We start from the raw sequence: 24,674 nt of genomic DNA on the forward strand, positions 1-24,674 counted from the left end.
ATCCACCAAACCGCACCCCCGGCCAACAAGTCACCTGCTCGGCACGGAGGACCGCCAGCAGCACCAGCGACACCATCGGGTCCAACAGCCACGCCGCGAACCAGGCCAGCGACCACACCGCCGCACCAGCCGCCGCGAACTGCTGAACGTTGGTCATCGTGAACGCGAGCCCAAGCAGAATCCCGGTCCAACACAACCGGTCCACCTGCACAGCAACCCGCTCGATCGGCTCACTCACTTCCGATCACCACCACGGCCACGAGGCTCGTACGTGGTCACCGTGAGCGCCTTCGTCAGCGTGTACGACGCGAGCAACGCCGGCACCCCGAGCACCGCGAACAACAGCCAGCCGCTCCCGCCGTGCGTCACGACCACCCACTGAACGATCACGATCAGCACGGCGTTCACGACCACACGCCCACCGAGCGACATCAGCCGAACGCTCGTCCGCGCCGCGTTCGCCGCAGCCTTCGCCCGACGGGAACCAGCCCGCCAGACCAACACCAGAACCAAGAGGACACCGACCGCGGCCAGCACCTGAGTGGGCGTGACGCTGATGGCGTTCATGAACGCGGCCCCCTCTCGGCCCGTTCACCGCGCTGAAGCCAGTGCCGGTGCACCTCGCGCCGCTCGTCCTCCGGCAGCGCACCCCACACACCGACCGTCTCAGCGCCAGCAGTGCGCAACTCCAGTTCCAAGCACTCGTCCCGCACAGGACACCCGGAGCACTGCCGTTCAGCCAGCTCCCGATCGGTCAGTTCCTCGTCCGCCCACGGCGGTTCGCCCGTGAACGCCCACATGCACAGCCCGTCGCTCTCGACGACGTCGGTCAACTCATCGGTCGGCACCCATCGCAAGTGGTCCAGCAACCAGGCAATGCCGACCAGCCGCAGATCAGTCACGAAGCACCCCCGGCCCTGAGAGCACTCGCCGAAGCGAGCTACTGGAGACGACGAGACGGCCGTACTGGCGCTCTGCCGTGAGCACTCCGAGCCGGATGGCCCGGAACACGGCGGACTGGCTGATACCGAGCACCCAAGCGGTCTCGCGGATGGAGTGAACAGAAGACACAGAAGTACGCATAGGAATAGGCCCTTCAAAGAGTGAGCTGACGATTTCAGCTCTAATTGATTGATTTCAGCGCACATGAAGGCGCGCTTGATCGCGCACAGCGCGAAATGCGCCGTGTCACGTCTCCAAACAGCGCAAGGCGGCTAATATCAGCGCCGAGGCGGAACGCGGAGGAATTACGTGTCGGAGGATTGGGCGGCAGTCGCCAGAGCCATCAACGAGCGCGTGAACGAGCTCGGCTGGCGTCAACGCGAGCTAGCAGAACGCTCGAACGTCTCCCAGGCGATCGTCCGCGAGATCCAGCACCACACAGTGGAACGCCGGCGGGGGCCGCGGACGCTGGAGTCCTTGTCTACAGCCATGGGCTGGCACCCAATGCACCTCGACGCGGTGTTGCACGGCCGCCGCCCACCCGAGCGAGACGAGCCGATCACCGACCCCGGCGACTCGCTTTGGTCGCGTTTGGACAGTGTCGAACAGCGCCTGATCGACATAACCGAACGCCTGGACGACCTGAAGTCGGACCTCGCGTCGGTAGCGAAGCAAGTCCGCGAGAACCGGTAGCGCGGTGCGTTTCTGCTGGTTGAGCGCTTTGATTTCCATGCACCAATTCCAGCGTGAATCGGCGCCCGAACCCATGCATGTCCAATGCAAGTTCAATGCAGGTTCTGCGCTCCGGGGGTAGCGCGAGCATGAGCGTGAACGACGAGTGGACCGGCCAATCAGCGCGCTGCCTCCAGGCAGCACTGCGCATGACTCACGAAGCCTTCGCCGAACACCTAGGCATCGGCGTCCGCACGGTGGCCTCCTGGCACCAGAAGCCGGACACCAAGCCGCGCTCAGGAGTCCAGCGCGAACTCGACACCGCCCTGGCGAACGCACCCGCTGACGCAGCCGACCGTTTCCACGAGCTGGTCAACGGCGGACCGCTGGACCTCCCGGACGGCGCGTCCAAAGACGCGGAACTCCGTCTCAGCGAAGACGCGACGATCGTCGCCGCTCTCGACTGGCTCGACGCCCGCGCAGGCTGGGACCCCGGCACAGCCCGCCGAGAAGTGGCCGCACGACTGGCAGCCCTCGACCTGCACGCCCTCCAGGACCGCGGAGTCCGCCGCGGCCGCGTGAACCAACGCGACACCGCGAGCGCACTCGCGGACTACTACGGCACCTCGACCACCGGCCACGGCCGCTACACAGCAACGTTCGGCACGAACACGGCAGCCTCCACGACCGTGCTGACGCACCCGGACTGGCTGGACCTCGACTGCCCGCTGTTCCCCAAGCACGACAAGCTGAAGCTCGCTGGCGTAACCCCAGCCGACAACATCACGATGGACGAGGCGAGCGCAGACCGCGCCGCGCAACGGCTGGCCGAAACGCTGGCCCTGGGACACCGCATGGTGAACATGCCGCTGTTCCGGCTGCTCGACGTGGGCATGCGAAAGCACCAGCTCGCGGGCACCGTGGGCGTGACGGACTTCGTGGGGTACGTGGTGACGATGGACCTGCTCGAAGGCGAGCTGGTCGACGCACTCATCACCGACCAGCCGACGAGCCCCGGCGCACTCCCCCTCCGCGACACCTACATGCCGAATCTGACGGCCGCACTCAACGTCGGCGACCGAATGTGCGCAGGCGGAGCCCTCGCCCTCACGGCCATCGCCCGCCCTGCGGACGCGTTCCGCAGCGAGCCTGACTACCTCCTCCTAGTCCAGGAACGCTCAGGCCACGTGATCAACGCGGCCCGCCGCCTAGCGGTGATCCCCAAGGGCTTCCACCAGCCGCTAACGGACTTCCGCGCCGACACACAGGTAGGCGCGACTCTCCGTCGCGAGATGGAAGAGGAACTGTTCGGCCGCGACGACGTGGACAACACCGTCGGCGAACAGCGCCACGCAGACCCCATGCACCCAAGCCGGCTCTCCGAGCCGATGCGCTGGCTACTGGCCGAACCCGGCCGCCTGCGCATGGAGTGCACGGGCTTCGGCCTGAACCTCGTGAGCGGCAACTTCGAGTTCGCCAGCCTCATCGTCATCGAAGACGAGGAGTTCTGGACGCGCTACGGCGGAGACGTCCAAGCCAACTGGGAAGCGTCCCGTCTGCACCAGTACTCCAGCCGTGATGCGGAGCTCCTGGACGAACTCGTCAACGATGTAGCTTGGAGCAATGAAGGGCTCTTCGCCCTTCTGCAGGGCCTACGCCGCCTCCGAGAAATCGGCGGCACCCGCGTGGACCTGCCAGAGATCGAATGGGAGATCAGGTGACCGCCAACTGGCAAGCCGGCAACGCCGCGGACGACAGCACGGAGACCCGCGGCTGGCTGGTCGGACACTTCATCGACCCGTCGATCGGCGTCCGCTCCCAAAAGGACGTCGAAGTGAAGTGGGGAACCCACCCCGCCGGTGACAAGCGTCCAGATTGGACTGCCGACGACCAGCGCACGACCCTGGTCCTGTTGGTAGAAGGCAACTTCCGCGTCGATACCACCGACGGCAGCAAGACCATGACCCGCCAGGGCGACTACATCATGTGGGGACCGGGCGTAGACCACTCCTGGGAGGCCCTCGCAGACTCCGTCGTCATGACCGTCCGCTGGCCATCACAGACCTGACAACTCGAAGTTCGGAAGGCTCACCCGCGGGCCACCGATCTCGCGCAACCGCCGGAGCCCTTGGAGCAACGCGAACAGCCCCTCGTTGCTCCAAGCCTCCTGCTGCACCAGGTCCGTGATGAGTTCGCCGTCCAGGCTTGAGTAGAGCATCAGCCCGGACGCCTCCCAGTTCGCCTCAAGTTGCCCGCCGAACCGCGGCCAGAACTCCTCATCGTCGATCACCACGAGCGTCGCGAACTCGTAGTTGCCACTCACGAGATTGAGCCCGAACCCTGTGCACTCCACGCGCATCCGTCCCGGCTCGTCCTCCAGCCACCTCATCGGCGCTGACCAGCGACCCGGATGCATCGGCGATGCCGCCCGCGCCGTGCCTCCGGTCGCGTCCACATCGCTGCGCCCGAACAACTCTTCCTCCAGCTCGCGCCGGAGCGTGGCACCGATACGAACGTCAGCGCGAGGATCGGTGAGCGGCTGGTGGAATCCCTTCGGGATGACCGCCAGCTTCCCAGCGGCGTTCACCACCTGGTCCGACCGCGTCTGCACGATCAAGGCGTAGTCCGCAGCACCCCGGAACGGGTCCGCCGGCCGTGCAATCGCCACAAGCGCCAGCACCCCACCGGCGCAGACTCGGTCGGCGACATCGAGCACGGCATCCACGCTCGGCAAGTACCTGTCCCGCAACGGGTTCACCGCATTGGAGCCGCTCGTCGCTGATTCCGTCAGCTCCGCTTCGAGCAGGTCCATCGTCAGCGCGTACTCGACAAAGCTCCCCACGTCCGCCTTCCCACCGATGCCCCGTGCGCTGACGTCGATCTCCACCATCCGGTACACCGGCAGGTCCGCGAACCTCACCCCCAGAGCCGCGGACGTGACGAGCCGCTGGACAGCCGCCTCCGCGCCATCTGCGTCCAACACGGGTGTCACCCCAACTCGCTGCACAAGGGCCAGCCGCTCGTTGCCCGCGTCGAGCGGTAGCCCGAGGTCACTCCATTCCGGCCGCGTGAACACGCTGGTCCGCACATCCAAGCCCGGACCGCGGACGCCGAACGTGTCACCAGTTCGGTAGTACCGCCCCACCGCGTCCGCGACCTGACGCCGGCCGATGCCACTTCGCCGCGCTCGCAGGCCCTGGAGCGCACCGATGTCAACGAGCTTCAGCCCGGCACCGACCTTCGCCGCGGCCGAACCCTTGGCCCAACCAGCTGCGTCATCCAGCCACTCGAACGCACCCATCAAGCCTGGGTGAACCGACACGTCGCCCACACGTCCCGCAGGACTGCGCTCCGTCGGTGAAGACAACAACACCTCGACCGGTGTACCGAGCATGCTCTCCAGCAACCGGGCGGTACTCGCTTTGACCTGGCCAAGAGCCTCATCGGCCGACCGACGACCAGCAACAAGTCTCTGGAGGTGCCGGAGCCCGAGCGTGCCAGGCTCCCGATGCTCTCGCGCATACAGCTCGGCTTCCTGGACAAACTCCTCCAGCGTCAGCCGACGTTCCCATATCCGCTGCTCAAGCACGGTGCGAAACGTCCGCATCGCCCCTCCTAGCTCCCCAGGTCGCAGCTGGTCGCCCCAGGTCACCCACAGGCCGTACCGCTGATCTAGCGCTGATGAAATCTTGATTTCAGTCTGCCATGCCTGCTCCGCAGCCGTCAGACCGTCCGGTGACGTGAGGACTCCGCGTCCGCCTCAAACACGTCACCGGACACCCAACGCACGCGCCGCAGGGAAGGGAGCCGCTATGGCCGCGGTCACGGTCGCGCTCGGTCTCGTGGCAGGGGTGACGTGGACGTGGGTCATCGGAGACCACTTCGACTGGTGGAAGCGAGCGGCTGCGCGCCGTCGGCACCCAAGACATCACCACTAGGCGGGGTGCTCGGATGAACGACCTCCCAGCCGAGGCGTATGGCGAAGCGTGGTTGTCGCTCACCAACGAGCAGCGCACCGAGTTGCTGTCACGGCGACGCGACAACCAGCTCAACCAGAAGGCACTCGACGAAGCGCCCACCAACCACGGCGAGGACGAACAGCCCAACCAGCCGGAGACCACGCAACCGCAGAGCTTCTCATCAAGTTCTTCGCACCAGAGCAAGGAATCAGGACATGCCCAAGAGGTACTCGACCGCGCGCGGCCGTGAGTTCGGCGAAAGGCTGCGAGCGGCCATCGCGCGAGCGGGCATGACCTCCCGACAGCTCGCCGACCTACTGGGCTGGCAAGAGGCCAAGGTCTCGGACATGGTGAACGGCAAGGGAGGGGTCACCACTCTGGAACTCGTGTTGGTGCTCGGTGCCTGCCGAGTCCCTGAGCACGAGCGCGAGTACCTGCTCAGCCTCTTCCCTGCTACCGAGCTGAACGGCTGGTGGCAGCCACACGGCAAGTGCGCACCGGTCCGATCACACACGGCCCGCACCAACCTTGCCGCAGCCAAGTCCCTCGTCAGCTGGCATCCTCATGCGATCCCGGATCTACTCCGAACGGCCGACTACGCGCGTGGAGTGTTGGCCGCGTCAGCCACCGTGCTGGCGACAGAACTGGACGAGCGGCTGCGTGCGTTGCACGAGATGCAGGAGCTGCTCCGCAACGGTCTCGACTGCACGTTCTATGCCCACGAGTTCGCGCTTGAACTCCAGGTCGGTGGGCGCGAAGGGCATATCGCCCAGCTGCAACACCTCATGCGCATGGCGAACTGGAAGAAGATCAGGATCTTGATCGTGCCCGCGGCAGGCGGTGCGCATGCCGGCATGGCTGGACCGTTCACGCAGCTCACGTTCCCGAAGTACCAGCCGCTGATCTGGACCATGACCGAGAACTCCAGCCTCTTCGTCGAAGAGAAACACGCGGTCGAAGGGTATGAGGCAGTCGTCCAGGCACTCGACGAGATCAGCCTCAACGAGGATCAGTCGCTGAAGTGGATCTCCCGCCGATGCGTGCGTCTCCAGGAGTCCGACGGGGCCGAGGACGTGATCCGCGAAGACGAGGACGAGCCCTTTCCACCGTTGTAGGCAACAGGCGCGTCGCCACCAAGATGAGAGCGAGCAGAGTGATCGTGAGGCGTCGATCTCCTCATGCCTAAGGACTTCCGAGCTACCGCGCTCGAACGCGCTATCGGCCGAAAGCTGGCCAGCTGGCGAAACGAACGCGACCTCAGTCTCGTCGAAGCGGGCAACCGCGTCGGTTTCAGCAGCGCCAAGCTGTCCATGATGGAGAACGCGATACAGGCCTCCGCGGCCGTCGACATCATGGCGCTGGGGTACGTCTACAAGGTGCCCACACCTGAGTGGCAGTTCGTGATGTCGCAGGCAAGACACGCGGCGGACTTACGAATGCCCCGACCATCACAAGGCGAAATATTCGACGCGACCGAAGACCTTCCTCTCCTCATCGCAGACGCAACAAGGTTGCGCACGTTCGCCACGGACACGGTGCCGACAATCCTTCAACTCACCGACTACGCAAGAGCCATCACGCATCAGGACTCTCCTGCCGCATCCGCAGAACTCTCGCGCATCCGAGCATCTTGGGAAACCCGGTCAAGCACTGACGACCCAATAGCCGTCGAAGCGGTGGTGCCGGAATCGGTACTTCGTCAGGTCATAGGAGGCAGGCTCGTACGCAGGGCGCAACTGCTTCATCTCATGGAAGTAAGTGAGCTGGCTTCTGTGCGCCTCCGTGTGGTGCCGCACTCAGCCTCCGCATACCCAGCGGTGGGCTGCTCTTTCACATGGCTGAGCTTTCCACACCGATTACACAACGACATCGTCTATATTGAAACCTTCCTACACTCCGAGTACATAGAAGATCATTCCCACGTCAACCGAGCAGCAATGCGGTTCTCTGCACTTCAGGACCTTGCATTAAGCGAGAGTGAGTCGCTAGAACTTATCGCCGACGCGGCAGCGCACACTTAGCCGAATCACTTTACCTTACCTTTGCTGCACTACTGCTCCCCACTCTCAACGTTAGCAAAAACGACTAAACACTGGGCATCGGAGCAAGACTCTCGTACAATTCGCGATAGCGATTCCAAGCATTCGCAAGAATCTCTTCGTAACTGATCACCTTATAGCCATCAGCCAAGCCAGCGCGGTCAAATTCGGCCGAGAACTTGTCTCCAATCAGAATCACCTCGATATCCTCGTCTCGGAACTGCGCGAGCGACTTCTTAAAAACATTCTTGTACAGCATCACCTGCACAATCTCAGCAGCCGCCACAGTCACCCCTGGTCGCTTAAACTCGACAACAACAAGTCGCTTCGGCTTGCCTGCAGGACCACCCACGAGCGGGTGGTCGTCAAAGCACACGAGATCAGGGCGCTGTTTCGCCGCGAACTTCATCTCTTTTGCCAAACCACCAGCAAGCTTGGTTGCAAAGGCGCGGTTATCGAACCAATACTGGAGATCGTTTCTAAGAAGCCAAATATTGCCGGAGATGATCTTATGAATGTCGCTCTCAAGAGCCCCATCGCGCACCTTCTCTCGAAGAAGGTCGATAACATCGAGCTGCGATCGGAGGATCTCCGCGACCTCTGAAATGCGTGCTGCGCCATACTGCGCGAGCAGCTCACTCAGTCGCTCGACCTCATCAGGTGCCGCTTCCTTCACGGCGGTCAAGATGAGTTTCAATGCATCTGACTCATAGTACCTAATGATTAGGTCTACAATTTCATCGACAGTCTCGTTTTTCTCATTTCTCGCAAGCTTATCAATTATCGAATCGAGGGTTTTATTCAACTTCCCATAGAGCTCGGGCCCCAGAGCCTTCAAGCGCTTCTCGACTGCCGGATTACGCTCGATAGCCGCCCTCTTGCGTTCTTTTACTCTCTCCTTGGCCAGGCCACTAGCGATCTCTTCGAGTTTCTGACGCGCATACTCTTCCAGTGCTTGTACCGACTCATCCTCTGGATTGAACCCACTACGACTCGTATTAATAACAAATCCGCCTCGCCGGGACTTCGAGGAAGACTTAGACGGCTTCTTGATAGGGTCAATAAAGTCCGGCTCCAGCTCACCCACGATACGAGTAATGTTGAAGTAACCGTGCGTCTGCTGATTTAGGCCGAATAGGCTGGTGTCCTGAACAATACGATCTCGGACACGGACGCTAAAGCCGGGTTCCAGACTGCGCCGATCGTTCGCAATGACGTAGTACCCACGCACCCTGCCGTGTCCTTCGATGACGTCATTGATCTTCACTTTTTTCCCCGGTATGGACCCCGGGCTGCATTTGACACCATTGACAAAGATCTGCCAGTCGTGGCGCGCCGGCAGGTGCCGTGCTAAATACGCACGCAAGACCTCATCCTCGGGCCTTTTAACCTCCTCAAGGAAGTCACTAAGCGTAATAGTAGTTCCGGATGAAGTCTTACTTCGAACCTTGGTTACCGTGGGCTGCAGATCGAAGGACTCCAACTCCTCGACCGTATCCAAGGCGTCTCGATCGAGAGTAAGCCGCGTCTTCTCACCAGACTTCCAGGTCTCGATTGTCATCGTCTGAACAATGCCAAAGCCAGCAAGCTTTCCGATCCCCTTATTCCCAATCACCGCCCGACCGCTTTGAGTTAGTTCTCCGTTCTCGCTCTCGTCTCCACGCCGATCCCTGCCAAGATGAAGATACTTTTCTCTCATATCTGATGTGGTCATTCCGAGGCCATCATCAGAAATGACAATCTGAGAATCCGTGTAGTTGATTTTCACAATTTTTGCATCCGCGTCGTAAGCATTTGCGCACAGCTCTGCGATAGCTTTTGTTACTGTGTTGTACATAGCTACGCCAAAGTGATCCAAGAGGCGCGGCGATACGGTGAACTTCATGGCACCAACCAATCAGAAAGAAGCGCGGAAACTTCTCAGGTGTTACGGCAGATGCGGATACAAGGTTGACGACCAGCGATCACAGCGTGTGCAGCCTTAAATCGCCCGGCGCAGCTCTTAACATGGGGCGCTGCGCGTCCTCCCGCGAGAGTGAGGAAGGAGTTACTACCGTAGGTAGCCTAGGCGCCGGTCCCCACTCAACCCACCAATGCCGAAACCGCTCTACCAGTCCAGATCTCTCAACAGAATCCCAGCTCGCAGGGAAATTTTTGCTACGAACAAGAGACAACACTTCTTCGACGGCATCGTTGACAACCTGCATTCTGAAACGAGCAGTTGCCGGAACGGCAGATAGACAGCTACCAATAGCTAGCCGAGCAATCTCAATGCGGCGAGAAAAAAGTTCAAGCTCTTCCGCGTCCCAGCTCTCCGCGCTACCATCAAACGCATCAAGGAAATCGTCTACAGCGATCCACGCCACCGAGCGCGTTGCATTCATTAGACTTTCAGAACGAAGACGTGAATCTAGGTTAACTGGAAGAAAAGTCGATAGCGGCATCATCGATAGCACGTCGATGGCTTTTTCCCAGATTGGCAGCGCCCGCTCAAGCGATTCTCTGGACGCAACCACCACCGACTCCACAGATTCAGCTGTGAAAACTTCAAATCTCTCGACATGCGGCAATAATCCGCTGCACGCGACCAATGATTGCAGACATGGATTAATGTTCTCTTGCGCGATAGAGGCGCAGACGACTCTAGCGACCTTCGAATTGAAATTCGCGCGAATCAACTTTAGTCCGTTGGTTCCGAATATCGCTTCGGCCCGCCTCCACGAGGAAAGCCTTCCAGGATCTTCCATCAGCGGACGAATCGGTTTGTGCTCGGCACTTAGCCCGTGAAACCACGAAACAGCAGCTTCGCAGCCTCGCGCAAAGCCATCGATCAAGACGATGGCATGCGCTACGACGTCATCCTCTACCTCCGCCCCCTCTACAACAAAGACCTCTTTGACTCCGTCCCAGAAAAGCGTTTCGTGTGCCTCGCCGTTCCTTACATCCCTAATTACGGCTTGCTGCGCAAGACCGCCAAGCCATCCGCCTTGAGCAACCAGTGCATCACGCATTTGTGTCAGCATGGGCGGCTCCGACCAGTTCCCCACACTTAAGCAATGATGAACCCAACCATATTTCCTGAAAGGCCCTTCAATCATTCTCTTATACAGATCGGCAAGGGCGAGATGCGATTCTTCATCATCGTCCAGATGTGCCAGCAGACGTGACAAGGTCTGGTTGATTCTGACGCGACCTTGGCGCAGTTCGGGCTCGCTTCTTCGGAGATATTGTAGCGCCTGCCTGGCCGCGTCCGATCCTCGCGATCCCAGAAGCCGATTCTTTAGTGAGTCCATCGAGCAGTAAGCCGTTACCGGATCCTCGCAGGAAAGAATCCAACCTACCGTGGACACCGCAACGAGCACATCGCTGGTTGCGGGGAGATTAAGAGAACCGAGGTGAGGAAGTACTATATCAAGGAGCTCGCCAGCCCGTTGATAGTAATGTGAGAATATCCGACTAGGACTAAACTCGTTGTTGGCATCATAGAGCTCGCTAGAGTCAATTTTGAACGCAAGAGAGATCAGATCAGCCCGATCGTCCACTAATTCGACATTAAGCCATTCGACACTGTCTCGAATATCTTCTTCGACGAGGAATGGGCCACCGCTTGTCAGGCGCCGAGATATATCTAATAGACTCAAATCGATGAGACCCAGCATATTTCTCGCAGCGAACTCGTCGAATCTCGCGAACGGAGCCAAAGCGAGCGTGAGCGACAGGATGCTGCTGCGGATTTCAAGAAGGTTTTGAAGCCAGTCCTTAATTCCATTGAAACCGATAGAAAGTGGAGGCGCAGCGCATTCGGAAACAAAGTTCTCGACGTGACCGGTGATCTTTTGAGCGTACAAATCCCAGATCTTCGGGCCAATCGGCAACGTATGCCAGCCGGGAAGATGAAGAGGCATGTTTATTGCTTCCCGCACTGGTGCGATCAGCTTGGCACACGCAGAATCGGGAAGACTCACTAGCTCATACCACGCCGTCATGCCCACCTCCGCCCAGAGCGGCCGCCTCTACGAGGCGTCAACGGGCTGTCGCTCAGTAGATCTTCGACGTTACAACGCTGCCGTGCGACACGACCGAGGTCCTCTCTCCGCTGGTGGCTGGCCACCCGGCCGACGACTTACGTAGCTGCGGATACCCCGCGGTCGACTGCAGGGGTCGCACTCGCTGATCAGCTGACTGAAGACTCGCCAGCGACGTAGCGGGTTCATAGGGCTCGGCGCTGCGATCGAGTGGTCTCGTATCGCCGTGTGGTGTGTGGTGCTGCGGTCGATCGTGGTGGTGACGAGTCACCGGCTTCCAGGACGCTACGGATCGACAAGCCTTCTCTGTGAGCGTCCGCGGTCCCGGCACCAGGCCCCTCGACTACTCCAGCCCTGAGGTGCATCTCCTCGCGCCGGGACACGTGCGGTTCGGCCTGTCCCGTGTCCCGCGGTCACATCTTTGCAGGCAGACGCCTTCATCTCCGCAGCATGAGACCCGTCCCGCGTGAACAACGTAGGACGGTTCCGATGTGCCAGACGGGCCAGGTGCGCTACTCGGGTCCAGGAAGCGGCACGCGGGTGAATAGTGTGCGACTTCGACCTCGGACATCGAAGTTGATCAGGCGGATGAGGATTCTCCAACCCCTCATCCGCTTTTTCATACAAGGAATCTGCTGCCGAGCACGTGGCTCCGACCCACTACTACGTAAACGGCCGCCGTGCTTCAACGATTTCTCGCAGTTCGGCCGGGGTGAGCCAGTCCGTACCGCGGTGAACCATGCGGTGGCAGTTGGCACACAACACTGCCAAGTCCTTCAGCTGTGTGGTGATCTCGCCGGTAGTGTACAGCGGTACGACGTGGTGGCACTCGGCGTAACCCTCTCCTCGGGAGCCGTAGGCGTGCTGGAAGTCGAACCCGCAAACCTCGCAAGCGAGAGTGCCACGCTCCTGCAGCACCTTCTTGATCTTCCTGGCGCGCAGGCGTGGGTTTCGCTCGCGGCGCAGGTGGATGCGTTCTAACAGCCGACCTTCGAGCGCTACTTCCCCATCGCCGACCACTTCTTCGGTCACGGGCAGGTTGTCGAACTCGCCTGCCGCTGCAGCTGACCGCAGTCGATCAGCGATTGCGTGCATCTCATTGGGGCGCTTCAGAAACGCTTTCAGGACTTCGACATCCAACTTGCCGCCGTTGGTGGGTTTGCGTGACGAGTCAGGGTGCCGAGTAGCGATGTCGGCCATCTTCCGGCGGACGCTGTAAGGACTGCGGAACTTCGGGCCGCGCAGCTCGTCAGCGTGGATTGGCAACGACTGCAGCAGGGCCGACAGCTCCTCCACCTCAGGACGCTCAGAAGGTAACTCGTGCCATTGGTTCCGGGCGACGAGATCACACGCCAAGACGAGCTCGTCCCATGCCCAGGCAGGGTCACGTCCTGGTTGGGTGCCCACCGCCGTCTGGCCGACACCGTCCAGGCCCACCAGATCCATTGCCTTAGCGGCTGGCCCGTCATGGAAGAAGCGGTCGATCAACGCCTGAACCGCCTCGGCTCGCGCGGCAGCGTCTGCCGCCATCAGGTCGTAGACCTCCACCCACAGACCACCCTGCGGGTTGTGCTCCCGCAGCCACTTCAACGGAGCCGAGCTGTGCGCGGCGGGGATCTCACCGACTGCGTCCGTCAGCTCCCACCAGGGCGTTCCGGCTAACGCCACGAACGGGTATTCCGGGGTCGGCCGGCTGCCCTCACGCCCCAGCGCAGCAAACACCAAGCGCAGCTGCTCTTGCGCCTCGCGCCACCGCAACAACCTCGGTAACTGGCGCTTCGCCCTGCCTATCGCCCACAACAACAGAATTCCCTGGTGCCGGACCGGACGATCAGCAGTGCCAGCGGGAGCCAGTTGGTCAACCAGGGCCACCATCTCGCGAGTTCTCTCCGCGTCAAGCACCCGGCCTCCAGATTCGCAGGGATTCGCGATAGAGCTGACTGAAATTGTTCCAGAAATCTGGCCCACGCACCCGCCGTATCTCCTCCAGATACGGCTCACACAGCTCATGCAAACGAACGATGGAGTTCCCCCATTCAGCAGCTATGATGTTGGGCGGAAGCATGCCGTTGTGACTAGCGATCCCCACAAGGTCGTAAGTACGGCAGACGCTCTCGAACTTCTCCTTTAGCTCAGCACTCATTTCCTCGTAAGTGCCGCCGGTCTCTCGATAGGCACCGAGATCGCGGAATAGATCGCGCCTGGCGCTTACGATTTCTTCTTTCGACAGAAGGTCGGCAGCCCAAGTGAAGACACCACTAATTCCGTTGCGACGAGCAATTCGAGCCAGACTAATGGCGATAACAAGGTTTACAATCGCCGCCAAACCACTCGCGCATGCCGCTATCGCCGCGATAGCTGTCGACATACAACTCCTTCATCCTGGCGGCAGAACCTGACGGGACACCAAAGCCAATGGGGCATCAGCACTATCGGCCTGCCTTCAGCCATCGATACAGCGATGGCTCAGCATCCCTCTAACGGCGCAGTCGCAGGGCAGTGCCTGGTCATGTGCTGACGGCAGGAGCACGCCCGCCGCGTTCGCCAACGTGCCCCCAGACAGAGTCAGCCGTCCCGCAACACTCCCTCGCCCGCCTGCCACCAAGGCGCATGACTTCACGCCAGGACGCGTGTGGATCGAGCTGTCCCGCGTCCTACGTCCGCGAAAATCTGCAGCTAGAGGCCAACAAGCACAACGTGTGAGGCCCGTCCCGCGTGATCACCTCGGGACGGGCCTCCTGCACAGAACGGGCCAGGTGGCCTACTCAAGGCCAGGAACGGCTACGTGGGTGAATAGTGTGCGACTTCATCCTCGGACACGTGGGGGTTCAAGTCGGTAGCGACTTGAACCCTTCTTTTTAGACACAAAACCCCCCACGGGTCGGTAGAAGACACCGTCCACGTGGGGTTTTTGTATGTCAGAGCCAGTTGGTCAGCTGGCCTTGTCCTTCAGCGACCCCAGCTTCGTGCCGAGAGCCCGCTTCACGCTGTTGTCGATGTGGTAGCGCTGCAGAACCGCGGCGGTAAGTCCTTCCTCGCTCCACATCTTCTGCAGGTCAGCCGACGACCAATGCGCTGACCCCGCCAACGCCTGAGCGCCGAGCACCGTCTCGACCAGTGCTTGTTCGAACCACTCGTGGACGATGTCTTCGGCGGCCGTTCTCGCGCCGGCGGTGTTGCCGTAGTGCTCGCACCACCGACTGACCATGTCGGTGAAGACGCGGAAGTCGCTGTTGACCAGGAGGAGGTTCTGGTCCGCCAGGAAGCGCGCCGCACGGTCCTCCAGGTCATCGGCGGTGCGCGTTCCGTCCTTCGTTGAAATCCACCTCACCTGAGGCATCACGTCGGCGCCGTCTACCGGCTCACCGTTGTCGCCGCCCGCCGCGGCGTACATGGCGTAGAGGTTTCCGCTACGTCCTCCCTTACCGCTCGACCCGCGGTGCTTTCCAGCCGTGGCCTGATCGCGAGTGCCGGGGCTTCCTCCGAGCGCCTCGTCGCTGACCTCGACGGAGCCGTTCGGAACCCGGCGGTAGCGGCTCACTTTGAAGAGGTGCCGGATGGCGTGCAACCGATCACGAATGGACTTCTGGTGGTCCTTCACCCCTGAGCCAGCCGCGATTCGCTCCATGAGCTCGTTCAGCTCGGCAGGAATCTTCGTGCGGAACTCGGCTGCCCACTCCGACCAGGGAAGCACGTCACCATCAATCAACAGCTGGGTGCGAGCGGTGTTGGACGTGAGCATCTCGGTTTCGCGGTCGGGTTCGACGTAGATGACCACTCTGCTGGTACCAAAGATGACTCCAAACTGCTGGAGCATGCTGATGGCGCTACGACCCGTCTTGAGCTCGTACAGCTCATCCTTGTAGAGAGCTGCGACGTGACCGTTCGTGACATACATGTCGCCGACCTTGGTCCGCGTTTCACTCTCTTCATAGATCCAGACGTGAGCCACGGCGCCGTCGAGTTCCACCGAACCAGACCATTCAGAGTTATGTTGCAGGTAACGCTCCATGCCGATGACGTTTCGCAAGAAGTTGCGTCTGCTGTCCGTCCGAGGAGCGTCATACCCCTCACGGACCTTCAGCTCAACACCATCAGGAAGTTTGAAGTATCGGGTGTTCAAATACTTCGTCACCCATCGCTTACGCCCTGTACGCACTGCTTCAAGACTTGGCTCGATCGTGTTGGTCTCGAACTCGTTCCCGAGCAGAACCACCATGGTGCCGTGAGAACCCATTTGAGACGGCTTGGCTTCATCATCCGGAGTCATCCAATCGGCGTACGAGCCATCCTCACGCTCAAACCGCTTGACGCCGTACTCTCCGGTGTCCGGGTCGCGCCAAAGATGGATCATCGAGCCTTTGTTGTTTTTCCAGGATAAGTAAAGCAGACCCGCATGGTTTCGAGTTGCCGCTGCAACCTTCGCGCCGACACCGTAATTCCCGTCGTACGACTGCAAGTGACTGGACGAAGAAAGCTGGTTTATGTAAGTCAGCATCTCATCGCCGGTCATTCCCGTCCCGGTGTCGATGATGGCGAGCTTCGGAACCCCTGTTTTCTCGAAGTGCCACCAGGCAACGTCCCACACGACCTCACCAGCAACGCCGGAGAGCGACTCAATGGAGTTCTGCGTCAGCTCGCGGATGTACTGAAGCGGGTGACAGTCCTGACCGAGGCGGTCGACCATGAACCCGACGTTGGCGACCCCCATGGGCAATGTCGCCTTGATCGCTTCGGTTGTCACTTGCGGTCCTCTCTGGATCAGGGCAGGGGAATACCGCGGTCCCTGATCAGGTCATTTCCTCGCAAGAGAGAATCCATGAACGCAGGAGTGGCCTCACTGCGGCGTTCTCGGCACTCCATCCCTGCGGGGCGCACCAACACTTCCACCCATTCGACTTTTAGTTCGTCGACAGGCCTCCTTTCGTTACCGCGGCCGTGCTCGCCGGTTCGGCGTTCGCGACCACCACCCGGCGTGCGGACGCGGCCACGTTCAACCTGGTCTGGAACGCCTGGGGACCACTCGCCGACTACCGCGTGTCCGCGGAGTGCAACCCCGGCAACACCACACTTCCCATAAGGTCAGAGCGATGTGCGCATCGCGCCCGCCGGCGATGGACCGATTGGTACAGCGAGGTGACCACCAACCCGCAGGGAACGTCACCTTCGTCAACGCGCTGGGAAACATCAGGTTCGAGGACGAGACCCCCGGACCGCCAGCCGGTCGCGCGCGCGACCTACCAATACGTGTACGCGGTCCGGCTGCCGCGGATAACCACGATGGACAGTGCTTCCTGGATCGGCGAGCAGGTCCACCAGATGATCCAGTTGTGGGATGGCTCGGACCGGCTCTGGGCCGCGGGCAGGCACACGCTTGAGGCGACCCTGTTCTGGAAGGTCAACCCGTGGGATCCCGACTGCGGAAAGATCTTCGTGTACACGATGAGCGGCGGATACCTCGCCGCGCTGTACACCGGTGTACGACTGCCAATTCAGAGACGGGTGACGAAGCCGAGCAAGAGGCCGAGCAGAACGACGAGAAAGGCAATGGCTGCCCAGCGGAGCCTCCGGACGGCCTCGCGGAGCTTCTGGTACCGGTGGCGGTGTTGCTTGATCACCAACCACAACTCGACATGTGCGGCTTGGAGGATGTCATCGAGGTTTTGCGCGCGCGAGTGGGACCAGAAGTCCTCGAACGCGCCGAAGTGCTCGACTGTGTAGGGACCATTGAAGAGGAACGACGGTGGAAGTTGTTGCTGGGACGCGAACATCGTGCGGCTGTCCTTGATGGTGACCAGCACACCTGCCGCCCGGATGAGGGACATCACCACCAGACACGCGCTCCCGGCCAGGCCGATGGTGAAGCAGATGAGGAGCCAGGCCGAGAACCGGCCGGCGGGGACACTGAGCAGGTGAGTGAGGACCACTGCGTTGCCTGCGGAGAGGAGAGCACCGGCGCTCATCACCACGGAGGCGCGGGTAGCGGTTGAGGCTCGGAGACGGTCGTAGCGATCAAGATGCCACTTCGTCAACGACAGCTCGTCCCGGCTTCCTTCCACCGATACAGGCTCTGGATCAGCTTCGCCGACGCTCTTCATCCGATCGCCTCCGTCGAGGGTCTCGCCACCCGCTTGGTGGATACCGCGGTCGCCAACGGTCGCTGTAAACACGCTTCCTGCGGGCCTCGGGCATCCACTTGCCGGTCCGGAACACGTCTGATCCTAGCGCTTGCGCGGATCCGGGGACCGTCCGATGAAGGAGGGCCACGCGTGCAACGCATCCTTCGACCGACGGTATGGCAGCAGGTTCTGCCAGAGGACGTCTTCGCCAGCCTGGCGTTGTGGATGGAAGGCCAGGACTTCCAGTTGGATCACCGGGCGTGGATGCACGGCGGCAGCGGATCCCACGTGGCTCATGTCCGTCTACGGTACGACACCAAGGTGCAGGACCAGATCTTCAAGTTGATTCCGCCTCCGGACGGCGCGACCGAGTCGCGGAGAGTCGCCAGAGCGATCGAGCGGACTCCGCCAGCGTTCAGGGAGGCGCATCTGGTCAAAACCGCGCAATGGTCCCCCTTGTCGGAGTCACGCTGGTGGATCCATCAGCAAGAGGTCGGCGGCGGCGATCTCAACGAATGGAGGCCACTCACGAGCTTCATCGACGACCCGGCGTTCGGTGAACACTGCGCAGTGATCGTCAAGTCGGTGCTGGTCGAGTGGAATGACCGGCACAGTCCTCCGCCAGAAACAACTACGGCGTCCGGATTTCTGCAGAAGAGGTTGGCCGACCATCTGAAGGAGCGCGGAGGACTACGCAGGTTTGCCCAGGAGACGGAGTTCGACCTGGACGCTCCGCCGTCTGTTGTCCAGATCCCAGGGCGATCGGCAGCGTTGCCCAATCCGTTCGCACTGCTCCGCGGCGTCCTGGGGGCGAGGCAGCACATCGAGATCACGCTGGGCCGGGCGCACGGCGACCTCCACGCGGACAACATCCTGATTCCCGAAACAGATGAAGGGTCCGAGCCAGCCAGATACAAGCTCCTTGATCTGAGTCGCTTCGAGGATGACGCTCCGCTCGCCCGCGATCCGATGAAGCTCGTACTGTCCGTTGCTGCCCTCTGGCTCCCGTCACTGGTCGTGGAAAGCTCACTGCGCAGCTGTCTTGCGGAACTGGTGGTCTCACCGAACGGGTACCCGAGGTCGGCGCCAGTGGCCGGATACGCCGAGGTCTCGCAGAAGATCCACAGAGCGTCCGAGGCTCTGGCTCGCCAACAGAGCGCGACTCATGATTGGAAACTGCAGAAGCTGCTGGTGCTGATCATGACGGCGTTGCGGTTCGTCGCGCGGCAGGACTTCGGTATGGCGGATCGGATTTGGTTCTTCGAGGTCGCCGCGCTCGCCACCCGTGAGTTCCTCGATCCGGACCACGGGCGGGACCGCGGCCGAACATCGCCGACTCGCCGACAGCCGGTCCCGGACCGCGGCGGGCTGACGCTGGTGCGGCCGGAGACAACCGCCGACCTACCTGCATCCCCTGACAGCCAGCCTGAAGCGACGATCATCCCATTGCCGCTGAAGACGAGCCAACCGGTCGACGAGGTGCCGAGGTTGCTCGTGGAGCTGCTACACGGCATCAAGGAACTACCGCTGTCCTCCAGCGATGCTCGCCTGGCCTTTATCGCCGCAGGCCTCTGTAAGACGGCACGTCGGCTGGGCGAGGCGTTGGCGTTGATCAGCGGCACTGGGCCGGTGCAGCGTGAACTGCGCGGCGTCACACAACATCTCCAAACGCTGACCAGCGCGAGCAACCGCCGGCGCACGGTTCCTGAGCTGCGAGCGGCGGGAGACGAACTGCGTCGCTACGCGGATCAGCGCTGGGCGCTCCCGGACGACTGAGGGAGCATACGTTGCGCGAGCCTGCCGTCTTCCTCGCGAACTGGCACAAGCGGGCGACAGACAAGCGCACGCAGTTCATCAAGGCCGTCCGGCAACGCAAGCTGAAGGACAAGGTCAGCAATGGCTTGGATGCGTTGGAAGAGCTCGATGCGATCCGAGAGGAGCTCGACAACTGGCTGAGACAACAACGCCCGAGATCGCCGACGCTCACTGAGGCCGCACGGGAGCTGGTACAGCACCTCCTTGCGGTGCTGGAAAACCTAGCGACCGCCACGTTTGCCTGCATCGTGGAGTTTGGCCAGTTGGAGGAGAGGCCGGGCAAACCGCTAACCCCCAAGCAGACCTCCGACGTGACCACCGCGATGGTGAATTTCGTCAGGCCGGTCGAGAAGTGCTCTCAGGAACTACTCGACAGCGTTGCGGAGATGATCGAAGCACAGCGCGAAGTCGGGCTTGCCATGCAAACGCCTCGACGAACCGAAGTCCGTGCAGACAGCTATGACCCGCGCAAGCGGCATGCGTGAAGCAGCGAGGCGCGTCTAGAAGGCAGCCTGCAGGGTTTGCGTTGTAACTCCTGTTCGTGTCGCGGCGATTCGTTGTCATCGAGAGCGCGGGACCACAGTCTGACGCGTCGTCTACGACGACACTTCACGCATGTTCCAGGTCTGCAGCGTCAAGCGTCACGTTCCCGTCGCGTGTCTCGGGAGGACATCGTCATGCGGGCAGGCGGACCGTCTCTCGCCGGCGGCAGGCGGACCGTCTCTCGCCAGCGGCAGGCGTCCTGGCCGAGCCATCGCACGGATGTACTCCTAGAACCAGATTGAAGTTGGGGCCGACGGTTACAGCATCCCGCTGTCCTGTGTTCCCTCGCCGTTCTCGCTGGCAGGGCTGCCAGGCTCCATCTGAGCGACCCATCCCACGTGGCGTTGCGGAACGGGTCGCTTGTGCTCACGCGCCAGCTCCGCCTACTCAGGCTCAGGAAGCGCTACGTGGGTGAATAGTGTGCGACTTCGCCCTCGGACACCAAAATGTCGCAAATTTGCGACGTCTACGTGGCAGGTGCTCAAGTCCACTTGAGCACCTGTTTTGCGTTTCCGTGCCACGTGCAGGTGGCGTTCGATGACGATTTCCTACATCCGGCCGATCGTCCCGGACACGACGCCGGAAAAGGCGTCCGATGCCTTGACCCGGGCTCTTGCCCAGCCTCTCCCTCTGATCGCTGTCCCCGCATCCCGGCCTCCCAGGCTGACAAACGTCCTGTACCGGATGGCCACCGTGGACCAGCGCGGTCGCCTCGCTGACCGACACACCACGGCCGCACTGGACTGGAACGCGGGCACCCGGCTGCACATTCGCGAGCACGACGGCCTGCTGGTCATCACCGCCGACCCGCACGGCGTCTTCCAGCTCACCAAGCAGGGCTACCTCCGCCTACCAGCAGACGCTCGCCGCGCCGCGGCCGTGAGCTGCGGCGACGGGGTGCTCCTTCTGACACACCTCGATCGCCAGACCGTGACGGTGTTCCCACCCGTCGCACTGGACGGCCTCCTGCTGCGCGCCCTGCCAGGTGGTGAGGGCGCATGACCGGCGCACCGACGCAAGCCGAACTCGACGCCGCACGCCTGGTCCTCGACCGCATGGGTGTCATAGCCGAGTACCTGCTCAACTCCGTCAAACCGCTGGCACCAACGTTCGGCGAATACATCCCAGTCGTGGCCGCTGCGGTCAGTGACGGCACCCTCCGCGCCTACACCCCGTACTGGAACCGCGTGCTCGAACAGTGGGCTGACATCTCGCTCAGCGACCGCAGCCCGACCGACATCCAGCTGCTCATCCAGCACATCAAGGCCAACCTCACCGTCCGCCGCAACACCCGCAACGGCAACTCCGCCGCCGAGCACCTCATCGCCGCACTGCGCTGCCTCTACCGGCACGCCGTCAACGACGAACTCATCGACGAGCGTTCCAACCCGGCCGCCAAGGTCGCCAAACCGCTACGCCAGTCCAGCAATCGACGAGTCGCGGTCACGGCGGCACAGCACCACGGTGGACCGTATCCAGCCACTACGGCAGTAGGTCACACCTCGGTCGGCACGGCGGCCATCGAGCGGTTCCTGCGTCCGGTGACCTACCAAAACGCCCCCGACGCCCTGCTCCCAGAAGCGCTGTGCGACGCCAACCCGTGGGAACTGCCTCGGACCGTCAACGACGCTGGCGAATCGAAGAGCATCGCAATGCGGAGATCAGCGACAAGTCACGGCATCAGCGGGGAAATGCGGCGAACGCGAACCTCATGGAGGCAACCGAATAGGCCACGGCACCGGTGCACGACCCTGAGGTCCGAGATGGAGGAACCGCACACGACCGGAACACAAGACGCAGCCGAGCCGCGGAGACGGCGTCTCCGCGGATCACAGGCCGGTGGTCAAGCCGTCCGTGGTCGGCTGCAGCGTGCCGATCCGCGCCTCGCGTGCCTTCAACCTGCTGGTGTTCGTGAGGATATCGCCCACAGTGCTGATGATGTTCACCTCTGTTTCCAGTGCCCCGCCGATCCGGGCTTCGATCGACCCGATCGCGACTACTTCGGCCCTGTCGTCGAGCACGAGCTGCACACCGGCGAACGCGGTCTGCCCGGGCTTCAGCTCTACAGGGCGCGGTTCCCGCGGCAGGGGTGTCTGTTCGACCACCACCTCGGCGACCTGGCCCGTCACGGTGGTGAAGACCAGTCGCGGCCACCCCGTCACGGTCAGCGGGATGGAACCCGTGTTCGTCGCCGCCAGCACCGCGAGGCCGGGCTTTTCGGGCCGCAGGGCGAGGTCGACCCGCATCGGGCCGCGTGTCGTGGGCTCGTACGGCGATCCGCTCGTAGAAGGTGCGCTCGTGATGCGGTCGCCCTCACCGGCCGGCGGGAGCGTGGCGCACGAAGCAAGGCACAGAGCCAGAATGCTCAGGCACGCCGATGTTCGCATCGCAGCCATTGTCAGTTCTCCCCGGTGAGCGGGATCGTTCCCGGTCAGAGGGTGTCAGCGAAACGGTGCCACCTGGCGGGATCCAGCCTGGCGCGGCCCGATCGGGAGGCGAACCATGGCCGTGCGGACAGCGGCCGTGGCCGACGGACCGGCCACCACGATCGGCACCAGGAAGTGGTTGGGTCCTGGGCGTTCCGGCGGGCCCGCTCAGCGGCCGGAACTTCCGCGAGGCGACGGCCCGACCACCGTGGTGGGCAGGGGCCTCCACTCGGGCTCGCCGGAGGAGCCGCGGGCGACCTGGCCGAACACCTGGTCGCCGAAATGCATCCCGAAGCCGTACGTGTCCGGCCGCTCCAGTTCAGCCAGTACCCGTGCGCGTGCGGTGAGGACCTCTCCCGCACCGAAGTCCTGCGGTGAGATCCAGTCGTGGTGGGCGAGCTGCGCGGGAACGTGGAACACGTCGCCGAACGCGACCAGCCTGCGTCCGGCGGCCGAGGTGATCACGAACGAGGTGTGGCCCGCGGTGTGCCCGGGGGTCACCATCGCCGTCACCCCCGGCGCGATCTCCTCGCCGTCGGCGAAGCGGTCGCACCACCGGCCCAGCGGCTCGATCGTCGTGGCTACCCCGGGCGCTCCGAACGGCCGTTCGCCGGCGGCCAGTGACGCCCACTCCGCGTCCGCCACCAGGTAGCGGGCCGAGGGGAAGGTGGGCCGTGGTGTGCCGTCCTGCCCGGTGACGAACGCCCAGCCGGTGTGGTCGGCGTGCACGTGGGTCAGCGCGAGCACGTCGATCCGGTCCGGGCGGAGACCCAGCAGCTGCAACGTCTCCGGCAACGCGCCGCAGTCGACACCGCCCGCCGGTGACCGGGTCACGACGGGGCCGAAACCGGCGTCGACGAGCAGCCTGTGCCCGTCCCTCTCGACCAGCAGGCCGCCGGTCGACATCGCGATCGTGCCGTTCTCGGTCAGGTCACCGGCGTCGCTGGTCCAGAACCGTTCCGGGACGTCGGGCAGGAAGGCGTCCGGGCGCAGGTCCATCGTGCCGTCCACCACGTAGGTCAGCAGGACATCGTCCATGCGCAACGACCGCACCGCCGACCAGTCGCCGAGCCTGCCCGTCGTGCCCATCTCGGTCAGGCCGGCTTCACGCGCGGCTTCGGACGGGTGCTGCCACCGCCGCCCACCTGCCGTTCCGGATAGTCGCGCGCCGGCGCGGAGATCATCTCCAGCCGTTCGCTCATCTCCTCCGGCAGCTCCAGCCGCTCCGCCGTCAGCGACTCGGCCAGCTGTGCCGCGGTTTTCGCCCCCACCAGCGGAGCGACCACCCCGAGACGGTCCCGCACCCAGCTCAGTGCCACCGCGGCAGGTGTCACGGCCAGTTCCTCGGCGCAGCGGACTACCTCCTCCACGATGCGCCCGCACCGGTCGTCGGTGGCGTAGTGCTGCACGTACCACTGGAAGTACTTGCTGTCCCGACGGTTCTCCGGAATGCCCGCCCGGTATTTTCCGGTCAGCACACCACGACCGAGCGGTGCCCACGGCAGCACGCCGATGCCGGACTCCACCGCCGCGGGGAGGACCTCTCGTTCGACACCTCGTTGCAGCAACGAGTACTCGACCTCGGTGGTGACCGGTCGCGCGCGACCGCCCACGTCCTGGATCGTCGCCGCCTTCGCGGTCTGCCAGCCGCAGTAGTTGGACAGCCCGACCGACCGCGCCTTGCCCGACGAAACCGCCTTGTCGAAGGCCTCCAGCGTCTCCTCCAGCGGGTGCGTCCAGTCCCAGGCGTGCACCTGCCAGATGTCGACGTGGCCGGTGCGCAGCCGCCGCAACGACTCCTCCAGCTCCGCGAGCATCCTCTCGCACGAGGCGTCGACCTTGGTCGTACCGGGGATCATCCCGGCTTTGGTCAGCACTACGAAGTCATCGCGCCGGTGGGAGGTGGCCAGCTCCGCGCCGAGCACCTCCTCGGCACGGCCGTTGCCGTACACCGTCGCGGTCGTCACGAAGTTGCCACCGGCCTCGGCGTACGACCGCAGCTGCGCGGCCGCGTCCTCGTCGGTTCCCGGCCGGCCCCAGGTCAGGGTGCCGAGCCCGATCCGGGACACCTCCAGACCGCTGTTCGGCAGAACACGTTTCCGCATTGTCGTGGCTCTCCCTGTGGTGGATGGGG

At 62.7% G+C, this 24,674-nt stretch carries 21 protein-coding genes and 2 pseudogenes; 10 read left to right on the plus strand and 13 right to left on the minus strand.

The features are described 5' to 3' along the window. The 3 genes and pseudogenes from ACFWV3_RS02695 to ACFWV3_RS02705 all read right to left on the minus strand — a co-directional run. Positions 1–238 (minus strand): annotated as a pseudogene (locus ACFWV3_RS02695) (hypothetical protein); the annotation flags it as partial. Beyond that, positions 235–567, minus strand: a complete 333-nt coding sequence (locus tag ACFWV3_RS02700; RefSeq protein WP_090062701.1) for a hypothetical protein — start codon at positions 565–567, stop codon at positions 235–237. The gene ACFWV3_RS02700 and the pseudogene ACFWV3_RS02695, both read right to left, overlap by 4 nt. Continuing rightward, entirely contained in the window at positions 564–902 is a 339-nt protein-coding gene (locus ACFWV3_RS02705) for a WhiB family transcriptional regulator (protein WP_382407454.1), read from the minus strand. Before ACFWV3_RS02705 ends, ACFWV3_RS02700 begins: the two co-directional genes overlap by 4 nt. A 349-nt stretch (positions 903–1,251) precedes the next feature. Between ACFWV3_RS02705 and ACFWV3_RS02710 the strand changes: the two genes are divergently transcribed. From ACFWV3_RS02710 to ACFWV3_RS02720, 3 genes are all read left to right on the plus strand, one after another. Next, complete coding sequence (locus tag ACFWV3_RS02710) at positions 1,252–1,635, plus strand: XRE family transcriptional regulator (protein ID WP_166053843.1); 384 nt, start codon at positions 1,252–1,254, stop codon at positions 1,633–1,635. Positions 1,636–1,763: 128 nt separating this feature from the next. Next, positions 1,764–3,335, plus strand: coding sequence for a transcriptional regulator (locus ACFWV3_RS02715; protein WP_382407456.1), 1,572 nt, complete (start codon positions 1,764–1,766; stop codon positions 3,333–3,335). Further along, positions 3,332–3,682 (plus strand): signal peptidase I, encoded by a 351-nt coding sequence (locus ACFWV3_RS02720; protein WP_382407458.1) that lies wholly within the window; start codon positions 3,332–3,334, stop codon positions 3,680–3,682. The genes ACFWV3_RS02715 and ACFWV3_RS02720 overlap by 4 nt, the downstream gene beginning before the upstream one ends. On the opposite strand, the gene ACFWV3_RS02725 is transcribed toward ACFWV3_RS02720, so the two are convergent. Next, entirely contained in the window at positions 3,671–5,221 is a 1,551-nt protein-coding gene (locus ACFWV3_RS02725) for a transcriptional regulator (protein ID WP_382407460.1), read from the minus strand. The two genes, ACFWV3_RS02720 and ACFWV3_RS02725, sit on opposite strands and share 12 nt — an antisense overlap. 344 nt (positions 5,222–5,565) lie before the next feature. Between ACFWV3_RS02725 and ACFWV3_RS02730 the strand changes: the two genes are divergently transcribed. From ACFWV3_RS02730 to ACFWV3_RS02740, 3 genes are all read left to right on the plus strand, one after another. After that, complete coding sequence (locus tag ACFWV3_RS02730; protein ID WP_382407462.1) at positions 5,566–5,823, plus strand: hypothetical protein; 258 nt, start codon at positions 5,566–5,568, stop codon at positions 5,821–5,823. Then, positions 5,789–6,688, plus strand: a complete 900-nt coding sequence (locus ACFWV3_RS02735) for a helix-turn-helix domain-containing protein (RefSeq protein WP_382407464.1) — start codon at positions 5,789–5,791, stop codon at positions 6,686–6,688. The genes ACFWV3_RS02730 and ACFWV3_RS02735 overlap by 35 nt, the downstream gene beginning before the upstream one ends. Positions 6,689–6,751: 63 nt before the next feature. Next, on the plus strand, positions 6,752–7,594 hold the full coding sequence (locus ACFWV3_RS02740; RefSeq protein ID WP_382407466.1) for a DUF5753 domain-containing protein: 843 nt from the start codon (positions 6,752–6,754) through the stop codon (positions 7,592–7,594). A 64-nt stretch (positions 7,595–7,658) separates the two neighbouring features. Here ACFWV3_RS02740 and ACFWV3_RS02745 read toward each other — a convergent pair whose 3' ends face one another. The 6 genes from ACFWV3_RS02745 to ACFWV3_RS02770 all read right to left on the minus strand — a co-directional run bounded on the left by ACFWV3_RS02745 (position 7,659) and on the right by ACFWV3_RS02770 (position 17,735). Further along, on the minus strand, positions 7,659–9,497 hold the full coding sequence (locus ACFWV3_RS02745; protein ID WP_382407468.1) for an ATP-binding protein: 1,839 nt from the start codon (positions 9,495–9,497) through the stop codon (positions 7,659–7,661). A 79-nt stretch (positions 9,498–9,576) separates the two neighbouring features. After that, on the minus strand, positions 9,577–11,598 hold the full coding sequence (locus tag ACFWV3_RS02750) for a hypothetical protein (RefSeq protein WP_382407471.1): 2,022 nt from the start codon (positions 11,596–11,598) through the stop codon (positions 9,577–9,579). A 702-nt stretch (positions 11,599–12,300) separates the two neighbouring features. Continuing rightward, the gene (locus ACFWV3_RS02755; protein WP_382407473.1) at positions 12,301–13,539 is read right to left on the minus strand and encodes an HNH endonuclease; all 1,239 of its coding nucleotides are present in this window, start codon (positions 13,537–13,539) and stop codon (positions 12,301–12,303) included. Then, entirely contained in the window at positions 13,532–14,005 is a 474-nt protein-coding gene (locus ACFWV3_RS02760; RefSeq protein ID WP_382407476.1) for a hypothetical protein, read from the minus strand. Before ACFWV3_RS02760 ends, ACFWV3_RS02755 begins: the two co-directional genes overlap by 8 nt. Before the next feature lie 564 nt (positions 14,006–14,569). Continuing rightward, positions 14,570–16,381, minus strand: a complete 1,812-nt coding sequence (locus ACFWV3_RS02765; protein WP_382407478.1) for a hypothetical protein — start codon at positions 16,379–16,381, stop codon at positions 14,570–14,572. Between the two features lie 748 nt (positions 16,382–17,129). Next, positions 17,130–17,735, minus strand: a complete 606-nt coding sequence (locus ACFWV3_RS02770) for a hypothetical protein (protein ID WP_382407481.1) — start codon at positions 17,733–17,735, stop codon at positions 17,130–17,132. A 171-nt stretch (positions 17,736–17,906) separates the two neighbouring features. On the opposite strand from ACFWV3_RS02770, the gene ACFWV3_RS02775 reads away from it, so the two are divergent. From ACFWV3_RS02775 to ACFWV3_RS02790, 4 genes and pseudogenes are all read left to right on the plus strand, one after another. Then, positions 17,907–19,532, plus strand: a complete 1,626-nt coding sequence (locus tag ACFWV3_RS02775) for a hypothetical protein (RefSeq protein ID WP_382407483.1) — start codon at positions 17,907–17,909, stop codon at positions 19,530–19,532. 11 nt (positions 19,533–19,543) lie between these two features. After that, positions 19,544–20,056, plus strand: coding sequence for a hypothetical protein (locus tag ACFWV3_RS02780; protein WP_382407485.1), 513 nt, complete (start codon positions 19,544–19,546; stop codon positions 20,054–20,056). Positions 20,057–20,651: 595 nt separating this feature from the next. Then, positions 20,652–21,116 carry a hypothetical protein gene (locus ACFWV3_RS02785; RefSeq protein WP_382407487.1) on the plus strand — a complete coding sequence of 155 codons (465 nt, stop codon included), beginning with the start codon at positions 20,652–20,654 and terminating at the stop codon, positions 21,114–21,116. Between the two features lie 434 nt (positions 21,117–21,550). Beyond that, positions 21,551–21,739, plus strand: a pseudogene (locus ACFWV3_RS02790) (aldehyde dehydrogenase (NADP(+))); the annotation flags it as partial. A 204-nt stretch (positions 21,740–21,943) separates the two neighbouring features. Here the strand turns inward: ACFWV3_RS02790 and ACFWV3_RS02795 are convergent. The 3 genes from ACFWV3_RS02795 to ACFWV3_RS02805 form a co-directional block, all read right to left on the minus strand. Further along, on the minus strand, positions 21,944–22,360 hold the full coding sequence (locus ACFWV3_RS02795) for a DUF4232 domain-containing protein (RefSeq protein WP_382407489.1): 417 nt from the start codon (positions 22,358–22,360) through the stop codon (positions 21,944–21,946). Positions 22,361–22,708: 348 nt separating this feature from the next. Further along, positions 22,709–23,629: an MBL fold metallo-hydrolase gene (locus ACFWV3_RS02800; RefSeq protein ID WP_382407492.1), complete on the minus strand. Its 921-nt coding sequence runs from the start codon at positions 23,627–23,629 to the stop codon at positions 22,709–22,711. A gap of 5 nt (positions 23,630–23,634) precedes the next feature. Continuing rightward, a complete protein-coding gene (locus ACFWV3_RS02805) occupies positions 23,635–24,645 on the minus strand; it encodes an aldo/keto reductase (protein WP_382407495.1) in 1,011 nt (336 codons plus the stop codon). Between the last annotated feature and the right edge of the window lie 29 nt (positions 24,646–24,674).

The sequence above is a fragment of the Lentzea sp. NPDC059081 genome (assembly GCF_042738015.1).
GTDB lineage: Bacteria > Actinomycetota > Actinomycetes > Mycobacteriales > Pseudonocardiaceae > Lentzea.